This window comes from Mesorhizobium sp. B2-6-4 (assembly GCF_006441495.1).
Classification (GTDB): Bacteria; Pseudomonadota; Alphaproteobacteria; order Rhizobiales; family Rhizobiaceae; genus Mesorhizobium.
Genome location: NZ_VFUE01000014.1, coordinates 170,658 through 183,749, shown reverse-complemented (window position 1 = coordinate 183,749; position 13,092 = coordinate 170,658). Strand labels below are relative to the sequence as shown.

The 13,092-nt window shown below is 60.8% G+C and carries 13 protein-coding genes; 9 read left to right on the top strand and 4 right to left on the bottom strand.

Going from position 1 to position 13,092, the window contains the following annotated elements:
* Positions 1-38: 38 nt before the first annotated feature.
* From FJ426_RS20850 to FJ426_RS20835, 4 genes are all read right to left on the bottom strand, one after another.
* Positions 39-671 (bottom strand): hypothetical protein, encoded by a 633-nt coding sequence (locus tag FJ426_RS20850; RefSeq protein WP_140579924.1) that lies wholly within the window; start codon positions 669-671, stop codon positions 39-41.
* A gap of 440 nt (positions 672-1,111) precedes the next feature.
* A complete protein-coding gene (locus FJ426_RS20845) occupies positions 1,112-1,348 on the bottom strand; it encodes a hypothetical protein (RefSeq protein ID WP_140579923.1) in 237 nt (78 codons plus the stop codon).
* Between the two features lie 48 nt (positions 1,349-1,396).
* Entirely contained in the window at positions 1,397-3,838 is a 2,442-nt protein-coding gene (locus FJ426_RS20840) for a phage/plasmid primase, P4 family (protein WP_181176983.1), read from the bottom strand.
* Positions 3,838-4,296: a hypothetical protein gene (locus FJ426_RS20835; RefSeq protein WP_140579921.1), complete on the bottom strand. Its 459-nt coding sequence runs from the start codon at positions 4,294-4,296 to the stop codon at positions 3,838-3,840. The genes FJ426_RS20840 and FJ426_RS20835 overlap by 1 nt, the downstream gene beginning before the upstream one ends.
* Positions 4,297-4,407: 111 nt before the next feature.
* Here FJ426_RS20835 and FJ426_RS20830 point away from each other — a divergent pair, with 111 nt between their 5' ends.
* From FJ426_RS20830 to FJ426_RS20790, 9 genes are all read left to right on the top strand, one after another.
* Positions 4,408-6,150, top strand: coding sequence for a phage terminase large subunit family protein (locus tag FJ426_RS20830; protein WP_140579920.1), 1,743 nt, complete (start codon positions 4,408-4,410; stop codon positions 6,148-6,150).
* 9 nt (positions 6,151-6,159) lie between these two features.
* Complete coding sequence (locus FJ426_RS20825; protein WP_140579919.1) at positions 6,160-7,605, top strand: hypothetical protein; 1,446 nt, start codon at positions 6,160-6,162, stop codon at positions 7,603-7,605.
* Positions 7,606-7,689: 84 nt separating this feature from the next.
* Positions 7,690-8,805, top strand: a complete 1,116-nt coding sequence (locus tag FJ426_RS20820) for a hypothetical protein (protein WP_140579918.1) — start codon at positions 7,690-7,692, stop codon at positions 8,803-8,805.
* A gap of 32 nt (positions 8,806-8,837) precedes the next feature.
* Positions 8,838-9,254, top strand: a complete 417-nt coding sequence (locus FJ426_RS20815; protein ID WP_140579917.1) for a hypothetical protein — start codon at positions 8,838-8,840, stop codon at positions 9,252-9,254.
* 32 nt (positions 9,255-9,286) lie between these two features.
* Positions 9,287-10,486: a hypothetical protein gene (locus tag FJ426_RS20810; RefSeq protein ID WP_140579916.1), complete on the top strand. Its 1,200-nt coding sequence runs from the start codon at positions 9,287-9,289 to the stop codon at positions 10,484-10,486.
* A 55-nt stretch (positions 10,487-10,541) separates the two neighbouring features.
* Positions 10,542-10,886 carry a hypothetical protein gene (locus FJ426_RS20805; RefSeq protein WP_140579915.1) on the top strand — a complete coding sequence of 115 codons (345 nt, stop codon included), beginning with the start codon at positions 10,542-10,544 and terminating at the stop codon, positions 10,884-10,886.
* Positions 10,886-11,593 (top strand): hypothetical protein, encoded by a 708-nt coding sequence (locus tag FJ426_RS20800; protein ID WP_140579914.1) that lies wholly within the window; start codon positions 10,886-10,888, stop codon positions 11,591-11,593. The genes FJ426_RS20805 and FJ426_RS20800 overlap by 1 nt, the downstream gene beginning before the upstream one ends.
* A gap of 3 nt (positions 11,594-11,596) precedes the next feature.
* On the top strand, positions 11,597-12,133 hold the full coding sequence (locus FJ426_RS20795) for a hypothetical protein (protein WP_140579913.1): 537 nt from the start codon (positions 11,597-11,599) through the stop codon (positions 12,131-12,133).
* Positions 12,117-13,091, top strand: coding sequence for a hypothetical protein (locus tag FJ426_RS20790; RefSeq protein ID WP_140579912.1), 975 nt, complete (start codon positions 12,117-12,119; stop codon positions 13,089-13,091). The genes FJ426_RS20795 and FJ426_RS20790 overlap by 17 nt, the downstream gene beginning before the upstream one ends.
* Position 13,092: the final 1 nt, after the last annotated feature.

The window sequence follows — 13,092 nt, the reverse complement described above, 5'->3', positions numbered from 1 at the left end:
CCCCGGGCCGCCCCCACGGGCGGCCCGGGGAGGGCGGCTTAGGCCGCCTTCCTCTCTTCCGTGGGCTGCATCGCCCGCTGGATGTGCTCGTTCAGCCATCCGGCGAATTCGATCGCCTGTTCCAGCGTCAACTCGCTGGCGGCATGTCGCAGACCGATCAGCGGGTCGACCGGGTTGAGTTCGGCCTCACGTTTGGCCTTCGCCTCCGCTTCGGCCTGTTCCTCCGCCTCCGCTTTGGCCTTCGCCTCCGCTTCAGGGTCCGGTTCGGCCTCCGCCTTGGGCGGCATGGTCTCGACAGAGGCGTATTTGCATACGTCCTCGTAATCCTTCATGTTCGTGACCTTGAGCGCGGTCTTGTGCGCCTCCAGCGCCTTGACTGCGAAGTCAATCGCCTCATCCAGCGCCAGCTCCACAACCGCCTTGCGGTGCGCCGCCGGGAAGCCTTCCGAAAAGGCCTTTTCGGCAATCCGCCATGCATTGCGGAACGTGCTGGTTTCCTTCGCGCCCTTGTCGACGCCGAACACCTTGTCGGCGAGGCGCTTTTTCGCACCCTTGCCGCTATCGCGGCACATCGCCAGCCAGCAAACGCCCACGTAGTAAGCGCCATTTGTCTTGTTCTCGAGATCGCGGATGCGTCCAGCGACGCCCGCCAGCGTGTAACCCGTAGCCATTTTCACTCTCCGTTTTGCTCAATTGAGCAGGTTGTGGATCAGGCGCACCTTCCCCGTCCTCGCCCCCTTCGGGGCTTGGCGCTGCTCGATTGAGCAACTTCCGGTTCAGACATGGCTCCGCCCTTGCCTCCCGAGGGAGGCCTCGCGGGGGAGCCCCGCCACCAGCAACAACTCATTGCCGATAACTAAGAATAACCCACCAGTTCGCAGGAACAAGAGAAGGAGTACACCATTTTCCTAGGCTTTTCCTGCCTCGACGCCGGGAATGGACCCACACATACTCTACAAAAATTTTTGGAAAACCAAGTAATAGCACTCTAATACTTAGCAAGAACGAAAAAGGGCGCCCCGAAGAGCGCCCTTTCTTCCGCGTCTCTTGACCAAATCCCTAATCCCAAACCGGGAGATGGTCAAACGCGATACTATAGGAAGAGTGATTTTTAGTGTTTTGCGTCCGGATCTCCGGCGATCCTGGGGATCCGAGCCATCATGTCAGCGCAGGAGGTCCGCACCACCCCCAGCGCCTCCTCCACCGACATCTTGTCGAGCAGGAACAGAGCGACCGCCTGCTCCAGGCAACTGACGATCTCCGGCACTGAGCAACCAGCCTGGAACGCGATGTCCAGGTGGTCGGACACGGCGTCGAGCAGCAGGTCGAGGTCTTCATTCTGGCTCATAACTGATCCACTTCTCGTATTCCCACCACTCATCAGCATCGACGGTGATTACTTCATCGTCCCCGCAAAGGTGACGTAGTTGTAGACGATGTCGGTGCCCCCATTCCGGATCTCTCTCAGCTGCTCGAACCTGAAGGCGGGCGCCAGCTCCTCCATCAATCCGTGAAATCTCTGACGTGGCACACGCTGGACACCCCCCGCCTGAGCGCAGAAAACCCAGTATTCGTCGAAAAGGAGATCCCCCATAGTGCGGGTCTTGGAAGAATTCATGCCCTCGTGCTCGCGCTTCCCCACTCTGAGACGAGGGCTCTGTGACAAAAAATATCGCACCGAATTGTTCTGGTTAGCCATGTCGTCGATCACCACCCTATGGCTTGAGGGGATGGTGTAGTCCTTGTTCTGCTTCAGTCGCGAGAGCCCCTGGAGCGCCCAGGCGACGATCTGCTCGCGCTCGGCCGCCAGGATGATCTGGTCGATGTCGATGATCTTCTTCTCGTCCGGGATACGCCGCGGAAACTTGATGAAGAGCCAGCGACGGTTGAAGCCGTCCGACGTGTCCTTGGTCTTGGGCGTGTGGTTCGAGGCGAACCACTGGGCGGCCCGCGCGTTGAAGCCGAACGGCGACTGGTTCTTGTGCTGAGCCGTGATGTTTTCGCCGCACACGATCTGCTTGAAGATTTCGCCGTCGATGTCACGCTTCTCGGAGATCTCACCGGCGAAGTTGACCAGCTTGTCGGCCATCTGGGCCGGCAGGAACTTGTCATGCCAATCGGTCGGCGGGATAGCGGAGAAGCTGCCCTGCGGGATCAGGCCCCGGAGGATCTCCAGGATACGTGACTTGCCGCTGTGTGCTTGGCCGATCAGACAGAACGCTCGCTGATATTGCGGTGCAATACCCATGAGCGTTACCGCAAGTGCCTCCTGCAGCGCCATCACCTTGTCGCCGTAGTCAGGATCTTCTCCCCAGCAATCGTCCAGCATCTGAAGAAAAAGCGGGCAGCGGCTGTCCTGCTGGTACCGATAGGGCAGCACGTAGGTGCAGCCGAACTCTGGTGAGTGCTTGCGCAGATCCAGCTCCTCGGTCAGGAAGCCGTTGGCGAAGTTCACGCCGGTCAGCTGGACCGACTTGAGCTCGGCCGTCAGCTTGCTGCCCATCAGCTTCACGATCTGCGCCAGGTCGGAGTACCGCTTGCAGACCGGCAGCTTGCCGTATTCCTGGGACAGGTGTTTGATGAACTCGTTCTGGTCGACCGTCTCCCAGGACGCGCCCTTCCACTGCCAGAACTGGCCCTGGTGGAACTTCAGCTTGCCGAACTCCTCCATGTCCTTGATCGCCGCCAGGGCGACCTCGGTGTGGTCGGTGCCGGAGATCTCGCCCATGCGCAGCTTCTTGAGCTCGCCGCGCAGTGTGGTGAGCGAGAAGGCACCTCTCGACGCCGAGACGATGAACTTCAGAATGCGCTCTTCATCGAGCGAGCTGATGTCGGGATTGCGCGCCATGCGATCGAGCACGACTTCCACGGCGCGCGTCCAGCCGGCTGTGTCCGGCGTGACATGACGCTCGAACTCGGAGACCAGGTGGGCCGTGATCCTTTCAGCGTCCCAGCGCTCATTCTCGTCGGTGATAGAGAGGCCGAGCTTGGTCTTATCATCCTCGGTCAGGCCGTCGTCCCAGCCGAGGGGGAGGGCCTTGCGCTTCTCGCCGGTGACGTCGCGCATGAGGAAGTCGACGACCTTGGTCTGCGCCTTGCCGATGTCGACCTCATCGCCGGCCACCTTCTCGGTGTAGCCCTCGACCCAGGCCTTCATCTCGCCCATGGCTTCAACCAGTGTGCGTTCACCCCTCGTAACTGCTCGAGCGAGCAGGCCGGCATTGTAGACCAGAGCGTTGTCACGCGCACCAGCCGGCACGAAAGAAGTGATTTTGGTGTTACCCGAGCTCGAAAGCTCGAAGCCCTCGACCTTCAGAGCCTCGCGCAGCATGCCCTCGACACCCTTCGGGAGGGCCGGGAGGGCACCGATGACCTCGGTCAGCTCGCAGTTGGCCGCGTAGGCCTTGCCCGTGTCCGGGTGGATTGACGGCGGGAGCACGATCTGGGTGCCTTTGGACAGGCATTCCAGCAGCATTTCACCTTTCGAGTCCTTGATGCGGAAGGTGCGCTCGCCCTCGAACCGGTAAGCGTAGACGGCACCCTTGCGACCGACACGGCGCCAGGGCGACTTCGGGAGGAGCTGTTCGATGATGCGCTGGACGCGCGGATCATCGCTGTCGACGTCGATCGCGACGATGCCAGAGGCGGCGCCCATCGGCATGCCGATGTTGCCGTTGCCCTTTTGCTGCAACCAGATGTGCTGCTCGCGTTCGGTGGGCATGCGATCGGCGAAAACCTGCCACGCATCGATCCACGGGTTCTTGAAACCGATCCGCAGCGGGATCGCGGGCTTGCCGAGAGCCCAGTATTTCGGCGCTTCGGAGGCAAAAATACCCATCATTCGGCCCCTTTCACGCGCTCTTTCAGCGCCTGGATCTGATCCGGCGTGCAGATTTCGTCGAGAAAACCGACGATCTTGGCCTGGAAATCGGCCATTTCCTTCATGGTCCAGACCTTCTCGCGGGCCGCGACCAGCTTCTCGATGAGGCCGGCGCGGGCCTTGGCCACCTGCAGCTTCTCGGAATGGTCGGCGTTCCCGAGGCTGGCGACGAGCGTCTTGAGATCGGCCAGGACGGTGGTGATCTCCTGCTCGACGTAATCAAGCCGGTCTGCTTCGCCGTCGAAGGTGACAGCTTCGGCCGCACCACCGCGGCCATTGAGCTCCTTCAGGAAGTCACGAATTTCGGTCGAATAGGGCGACTGATCCAGATAGTCGGGCTTTTCGCGCAACTGGTTCAGCGCCACCCTGAACTGGAGGACAGTCGCCTCCGGCAGGGTCGGGTAGAAGTTGGACATGAGGTACTCCGGTTTGGGGTATCTCATGTGGGGTCGATTTTTTGAACATCGACCGCACTACTCTAGGACAAGAATGAAGATTTCCGCAAACAACAGCCCGATATAAGGCGCATGAGCCTTTACGCGGATTTTCTAACCCGCCTTCAACAAAAATTCCCCGAAGACGGGGCAGAAATGTCCATGTCGGAGTTCATCTGCGCGAACACGAGCCTCCGAAAGAAGCCATTTTCGTTCAAGGGATACGAGTTCCAGCGCCAGATCGTGGACGATATGCACCTCAATCTGTCGGTGATCAAGTGCTCGCAGGTGGGCCTGACAGAGGTCCAGATCCGCAAATTTCTGTCGTTTCTCAAGCGAACGAACGGCATCAACGGCATCTTCAGCCTGCCGAACGACGAAATGTACAAGCGCGTGTCAAAAACACGCATCAAGCCTCTGGTCGACGACGAGCTGGTCTTTAATCAGCAAGACTCTTCGAAGAAACCAGCGCGCTCGATGGACCTGTACCAGATCGATGACAGCTTCGGCTTCATCACGGGCGGCAAGGAAGGTGACGCGACCTCCATCAACGCCGACATCATGTTCAACGACGAGGTCGACCTGACAGACCAGGAGATCCTGGCGCTCTACGGCTCGCGCCTACAGGGCTCCGACATCAAGATGCGTCAGGGTTTCTCGACCCCAACGTTCGAGGGCTACGGCATCGACTCCTCCTACAAGGCGTCCGACCAGCATGAGTTCCTCTGCCGGTGCGGCTGCGGCCACTGGAACCTGCCGGTCTTCAGCCCACGTTTCGTCCACATCCCCGGCCTGTCGTCGGATCTCAACGATCTCTCCGAAATCGACAATGACATGGCGGCCAAGTTCGATTTCTCGAACGCCTTCATGATGTGCGAGCACTGCGGCCGGCGCCTGGAACTGGGCGACCCCGATAAGCGTGAGTGGGTGCCCCGCCACCCCGGCCGGCTCGGCCGCGGATACTGGGTCCGACCCTTCGCTACGCCCCGTCTGTCCGTCCAATACATCGTCGAGCAGCTGCTCGACTACAAGCGGAAGAACTCGATCCGGCGTTGGTACAACACCGTGCTCGGGGAACCCTACAACGACGCGAATGCCCGCCTCTCCATCCCGGAGATCGAGGCCGTCATGAAAGGCGAAGGAGCCATAGATGTACCCTTGGGATCTCCAGTGGCTGTGGGTGTGGACGTTGGTCAGACCTGTCATGTTGTCGTGGCTCATCTGGGACTATCGGTACCGGTTGTTTTTAAATGGCTGCAGGTTCCCTCAGACGACCTGAAGGAGACACTGGCCGACATCCGTCAGCAATATCGCGTCGTCGCCGGGGGCATGGACCTTAACCCCTACGCACCGCTCGCCCGCGAGATCAGGGATGAGTCCAAGGGCATCATCATACCCATCGAATACTCGACGAGCCTCAAGGCCGCCCCGGTGACCTTGATCAAGGACGAGATGGACAACATCACCCACGTCTCGTCCAACCGCACCGGGATCATCGACAAGACGGTCGGTATGATCCGCGGCCAGAAGATCGTCTTCGCCGGCTACGGCAACAAGAAGCTGATCATCCAGACACACCTTCAGGACATGGTGCGCGTCGAGTTGCCGGAACAACCGGCCAAATGGGTCAAGCTCACCGGCGATGACCACTTCTTCCACGCGCTTGGCTATCTTCTGCATTCGCTGCGGGTCCATGACTACATCGCCAGCCAGGACGAGCAGGAAGAGCGCCAAATGTCGATGATCCTGGGCCTCGTTCAAGCGGTGCAGCAGAGTGATGCAGGACTGAATTACAGAAGTCGCCTCAAGACCCCATCTGTCCTTGGACTTTCATAAGGACATACTGTGGCGGCTTTCGATTTTCTCAGCGCAATCATCCCTGCGAAGAAGAAAGCCAAGGTTGGCGGCACCGCCTCCACGCCTACCTACAATCCACAGCAGGTGGATCGCGTCCTCACGGTTCCGCAATACCGGGACCACCTCACGGATCTTTTCACAACGCGGCAATCGGACGACAGCCGAACCCTTCTCCAATCCCTGTTCAAGTTCGATCCCGACGTCTCGGCGGCGCTCAACGCATACCTGACGATGGCGAACACCGACTGGATCGTGCTTGCGCGCGACCTGGAGCAGAACATCGACCGGGACGCCACCAAGAGCCTGATGCTGGCCATCGAGAAGATCGGCCGACCGACCGATTACACGCTGGGCTTCCAGCTGAAGAAATCCATGCGCTCGATCGCCGAGGAGCTGCGCTACATGTGCCTGCTCCGCGGTGGCATCGCCGCCGAGCTGATCGTCGATAAGCAGCTGCTTCCCGATCGCATCCGCAACGTCGACCTGTCGACGGTCCAGTGGTACGAAAAGAAGCCTGGCGAGTACAAGCCGATCCAGAAGATCTCGGGTTCCAACGACGAGATCAATCTCGACATCCCAACCTTCTTCGTGTCGCACTACCGCAAGGATCCGACCTCGATCTATGGGCATTCGACCTTCGTGTCGTCCATCAACACGATCGCCGCCCGCCAGCAGGTAATCAACGACCTTTACCGCATCATGCGCCTGACGGGCTTCCCGCGCATGCAGGTCGAGGTGGTCGAGGAGGTTCTGACCAAGAACGCGCCCGAAAACATCAAGTCCGATGACGTCAAGCTCCGGGAGTGGAAGGCGAACCGCCTGGGCGAGATCCGAGCCGTGATCGAAGGTCTGCGCTCCGACCAACCGCTGATCCACTTCGACAGCGTGCAGCCATCCATCATGAATGACGCCAAGCCTGGCGCCGGTGTTGACATCACGGCTGTGATCGAGACGCTCAATGCCCAGAACCAGGCTGCGCTGAAGACCATGGCGACCGTGATCGGCCGCGGCGCCTCCGGCGTCAACACAGGTTCGGTCGAAGCGCGCATCGCCGCCATGAACGCCGACGAGCTCAACGAACCCGTCGCCGAGCTCCTGCAGAATGCCTTCTCCTTCATCCTGCACCAGCAGGGTTTCCAGGGCTTCGTCGAAGTCCTGTTCCGCAAGGCCGAGCTGCGCCCAGATACCGAACTCGAGCCGCAGTTGACCCTCAAGGCCAGCCGGCTCCGTCAGGACCTGTCGGACGGCCTCATCACCGACGATGAATATCACCTGTGGATGTATGGCCGGCTCCGCCCCGACAGCGCGCCGGAGATGGCTGGCACCGGCTTCATGACACCCGTCAAGACCAAGGCCGAAGAGGTCAGCCCGAACTCCGACCCGCTCGGCCGGTCGCTCTCACCCGAGGGCAGCAAAGCGGCGCGAAGCAACTAGTCAATGTGCAGCAATGTGCTGCACTCGAAGTTTGCGACCTGACTAACAAATCACGACATGCCACCCAGCAACGCAGGGTATGTCGTGAAACAAATTGCGAAAACACCGGAGATCATCGCGCGCCTCAAAGAGGCCGGCGCGGAGGTTGATGAAGTCGCGATTTTTGAGGCGATTGCTCTGAATAACCGCCCTTTGCGCAAGCGCAGCCCGATCTACAACGGCGCAGTCGCGCAGCGATCAATTCTCCTGGAAATGGCCCTGGCGCTCGAGACCGAGAGCCGGCCTGTCCAGATCATGCACGAAGGGTCAGACCTTCCGATTGGCCGCGTCTTCCGCGGCCAGGTATTCGACGGCCAGGACACCGAGCTGCGCGTCCTTTTGTGGATCGACAAAACCCATCAGGATAAAATCAAACAAGTCGACAACGGCACCGTGGACCAGGTCTCAGTCGGCATCCTGCCCAAGCAGATGATCTGCTCGGCAGACGGCTTCGATTTCTTCGGCCCCGATGCCAGCTTCGAAAACATCTTCACCGGCACCACGCCTGACGGGCACACGGTCGGTGAGAACGGCGTCTACTGCAAGATGGTTGGGCTCGAAGCGTTCTTCGAGATCTCGCTCGTCGGACAAGGCGGCGCCCAAAACGCGCGCATCGTGAACAGCGATCAAAGCCGGTTCTCGCCTCACATGAAGGCGCTGGCCGCGAAGACCTCTCTCGATCGTCTCGCACTCACCGCAACTGCAACCATCAGGGAAAAGCCCATCATGGACGTCAAGGAACTCCTCGCCGAACTGCGCTCCACCGAGAAGGAGAGCATGAAGGTAGCCATCGAAAACGAACAGCTGAAGGCCACGAACACGGCACTCACCTCGGAGCGCGACACGCTCAAGGCTGCTCTCGACACCGCCAAGCAGGGAGCGCCTGCGATCCAGACGGAGCTCGACGAGCTGAAGACCAAGCACACGGCCACCGAGGCAAGCCTGACGGCGGCCGACGCGGCTCTCCGCGAGATCTGCAAAAAGGTCCTGACGGCGGCTGGCCAGGTCGACGCCGAGGTCCCGGCGAAGATCGAAGACGTCGTCGCCAAGATCAACGAGACCAAGATCAATCTGACCGCCGGTGGTCGCGCCAAGGGCGCCGAGGGTGACCTCGGAGCCTCGGGATCCCCTGTGGTCACGTCGTTCCGCACCCGCCGCTAATCGCAACCGCAAGCCAACAGGAAAACGAACCAATGGCCACTTATTCTCATCAGAACGTCACGCTGCGCGGGTTTCACTGGGAAGTCTCGTCGCTCACCTTCAACCTCGCCACCGGCATTGTCGACGCTGACGTCGGCAAGGCTGTGTCCCTCGACGCCTCGGGCGCGAACAAGGTCAAGCTGGCCGGTGACGGCGACACCATTATCGGCCGCCTCTCGACCATCGAAAACCGCTCCGTCGAAGGCTCGCTGATCGGTGCCGTCGAGCTTCAGTTTGCCAACCTGCTTCCGATCAAGGCGGGCGAGGTCGTCGCCGTTGCCGACACCGTCGTCGGCGCCGGCAACGGCGAAGTCAAGGCGCTGAAGAACGCCGGCGCGTCCGCTCCGAACCACAGCATCAACTTCGTCGCTGAGGTCATCGGCAGCTACGCCGTGGTGGTCAAGGTCTAATCAAACCCCGAACGAAACGAGGAAACACTGCAATGCAATTCAAGCCTCTCTCTCAGGTCAAGCGTCGGGGTGTGGAAGCTCTCGCCTCGCTGAAGCACGAAGACGCCCAGGCGTCGAAGGGCGCCGGCCAGAAAATCCTGTCGGAAGCCAAGTCCTTTGGCCTCGGCATGCGCGACTACCTCAACCTCGCGATCGACGTGCGCGGTTCCGAGGAAGCCGACAAGCGCTACCGCGACGACCGCGGCTATCTCTCGGGCTACGAGGCCTCGCTGGCCTACCTGAACCTGCCGATCCAGAACGACTTCGAGCGCGGCATCGTGCTGGAAGCTGCGTCGGACACGTTCCAGACGTTCCCCGGCGTCCGCGCCATCTTCCCGGAAGTCGTCGACGACGTCGTCCGTTGGAAGTTCCGCCAGGACACGCTGGAGACGACCGCTGCTATCGTGGGTTCGAGCCGCACGATGTCCGGCGTCGAGCTGATCTCGACCGTCGTCGACGACAAGGCCGACGATTACCAGGTCGTGTCGGCTGTCGCCGAACTCGGCCGCTTCCCGGTCAAGACGATCCGTCTGTCCGAACAGAGCGTCAAGTTCTACAAGCACGGCGGCGGCTACCGCTTCTCGTACGAGTTCGATCGTCGCGCCAGCATCGAGACGCTGGTGCCCTATGTCAACCGTATGGACCGTGAGAAGGAGCTGTCGAAGGTTCGTTCGGCGACCCACATCCTGATCAATGGCGACGGCGTCAACCCGGCCGCTCCTGTCGTTAAGCAGAAGGACTTCGTGTCCACCGCTGCCGACAAGAAGCTGAACTACGAGGCGCTGCTCCGCTGGCTCGTGGCTCGCGCTCAGGCTGGCATCCCGGTCGACACCGTCATCGGCAACTGGGACACCTACATCGACTGGCTGCTGCTGTTCGCCATCCCGACGTCGAATGCGAACCGCACCGACGCAGAGAACCTGGCGGCCTCGGGCTTCCAGATCGGTGGCGTGCCGATCCTGCGTGGCACGGTCAACTTCGCCCTGTCGTCCTCGGCTCCGGCCAAGCAGCTCCTGGGCATGTCGCGCGGCGACACGCTGGAAGAGCTGAACGAGGGCGGCTCGCAGATCGAGGAGACCGAACGCGCGATCACCAACCAGTCGATCACGTTCACCAAGTCCGAGAACACCGGCTACAAGCTGGCCTTCTCCGACACCCGGTCGATCTTCGACTACGACAGCACCGACGACTAAGAACCCAGGCCCGCCGCCCTAGAGGCGGCGGGCTCTTTTCGGTGTGAGGAAAATCATGATCAAATTGCTTGCTGAAACCAAGGGCTCTTTCCAGCTCCACGACCTGGCCCACAAGGGCCAGCGCATTCATGCCCGCCGGCCCAGCGTCGTCGAGAACTCCCATTTCATCCAGGACCGTATTGGCCGCGGCCAGGTTCGGATCATTGCCGAGCTCAAGCCCGAGGCGACCGACGAAGACTTCGTCGCCTACGTGAAGGAGGCCGAAGGCGACATGCAGTTCGCGATCGACGCCTTCATGGCCGAGTTCGGCACCGAGGCGGTCGACCAGCCGGTCAAGAAGAAGCGCGGAGGTCGGAAGGCCAAGGAAGACGAAATCCCCAGCCCGGAAGACGAAGCCTGATGCGTACCTTTGAGGCCGGCGGGGATGTAACCCTTCCTGTCAACCTGACCTACAACGGCCAGCCTGCCGTCCCGGATACCGGGACGGCAGTGCTGTCGGTGACAGGTCCGGATGGGGCTGTCCTCTTCACGCAGGATCTCACCACCGGCCCGACCGACGCCGTGCTGGTCGTGACGGTTCCCGCCGAGCACAACGAGATCTCCACGTCGTTCTCCCGGCGCGTTGTGCGCGTGAGTGCCCAGCGGGGCGGCATCCCATTTGACTCCGTGACGACGTATCGGCTGGTGCCGAAAATCCTTTACTCCGTCCAGCCAAAGGACGTGCGCTCATTTTTGGGCGTGAACGAAAGCGAGCTGCCGGACGAAGACGTCGATCTCTCGGCCGCGCTCCTGAACCTTGAATTTCAGGTCACCCGCACAACCTTGGCTGCTGCCCTGACCTCCGGCGAAGAGGCCGAGGTGCGCGCGAACGAGGCGGTCCTGTACCGGGCCGTGCTGGACATCATTCCTTCGCTCTCCAACCGCGTGGCCCAGGAAGAGACGGACGGGGCGCTCAGCTTCAAGCGGAATGCCCGCAAGGACTTCTCCGAACTGAAGAAGGCCGCCGAGGGCCGTCTATCGGCCGCCCTGGCGATCATCAACCCGGTGATCGACCCGGGTTACGCCATCCTGATCACCACGACCGACGCCGATCCGATCACGGGGTGAGATATGGCCAGCCTCCACACAGCCGCTCGCCGTTTCCAGACGCTGATCTACAAGGAAAACGGTCAGCCCTTCAATGGCACCATCATGCCGGTCGACGAGGGCAAGGTCCCGACCTACGACTTCTCATCGCCACGGCTGATGCTCCGCACGATCACCGCGGGCGTCGTCAAGCCGCGCGACATCATCCTGGATGAGCAGAACCGGCGCTTCATCGTCGCCAACAACGGCTACTCGCCATACGGCGAACAATTCACCTTCAGGCTATTCCAGGTGCTGGCCGACCTGGTCTGGAAGCGACACGCGAGCCAGACGGACACTCTCACGGGCCTGAAGCGCGGCCAGGCGGCCGAGGATCTCGGCTTGATCGCATGCACGGTTGAGATGACGGGCAGGGAATATCCCGAGCCGGCGACCAACCTCTCGGAGGAAACGCGCCGGATCGTCACCGGTGCTCATATCCAGCTCGGGGACCAGGTCGACGACGCCATTGTCCGAAGACTCGATACGGCCCTCGGGGTGACTTATGCCGAGATCCGCTAAGGCCAAAATCACCGCCACCATCACCAAGCACGGCTCCGGGGTACCGGGTGGTTTAGCTTCAGCCTCGATCGGTCGGTCGGTGAACCAGTTTTCTACCTCGGATATGGGGCAGATCCCGAGCTTCATCGCCAACGAGCTGGCCAGGACGATAGAGAGGTCAAACAGGGCCAACTTCTTCAGCACCAAAGCTGAGACTTTGGCGAAGCGGATCTCTGATGGCATCGACCAGGAGCTGCGCAAGATCGGGCAGTTCATTGGCACGGAGCTGATCGGTCAACGCTCTGAGAGTGAGTATGGGGGCAAGACAACCCTTGAAATTGATGAATTCGACGAGGCCGGCATTCTGCTGGACTGGCGCAACCTGGCCAACATCACCCGGCGGAAGAAGACAGCCAACAAGGACAAGTTCTTCCTACACACTTCCGCGCTGCGTTCCGAGATCCGAGCCAAGGCAGGCCCCGGCGTGGTGGGATTGAACAAGGGCTTCAAGGCTGCGGGCGGCACCGGAACGGTCAGTTATGGGTGCGTCACGATCCGCCCCTATTACTATGAGAGCGACACCGGCAAGCGCGTCTACAAGATTGCCGACATCAGCATCAACCTGTTGGCGGGGGCGCCCGTCAACGTCGCGCACGCCGTCCTCAACCAGAAGACATTCAACCAGGATATCAGCACCTCCGGCAACATGCCGGTGCTGGCCCGCCTGATGGGCCTCAGTGAGAGCGCAATCAAGAAGCTAGAGGGCGGCGTCATCGATCGTCACCGCATCCTCAAGAGGAACAAGAGCGGCTTCAAGATCGGCTCGGTCCACAACCCAAGCACCAGCCAGAGCATGAATTTCTACAGGCCGATGCTCGAGCCGTCCTTGGCGTACTTCTTCCAGAAGAGGGTACCGGCCGCGGTTGCGAAGGCTTTGAACCGATACTCGATCGGCAAGAGCCGCAAATACGGAGATTGAG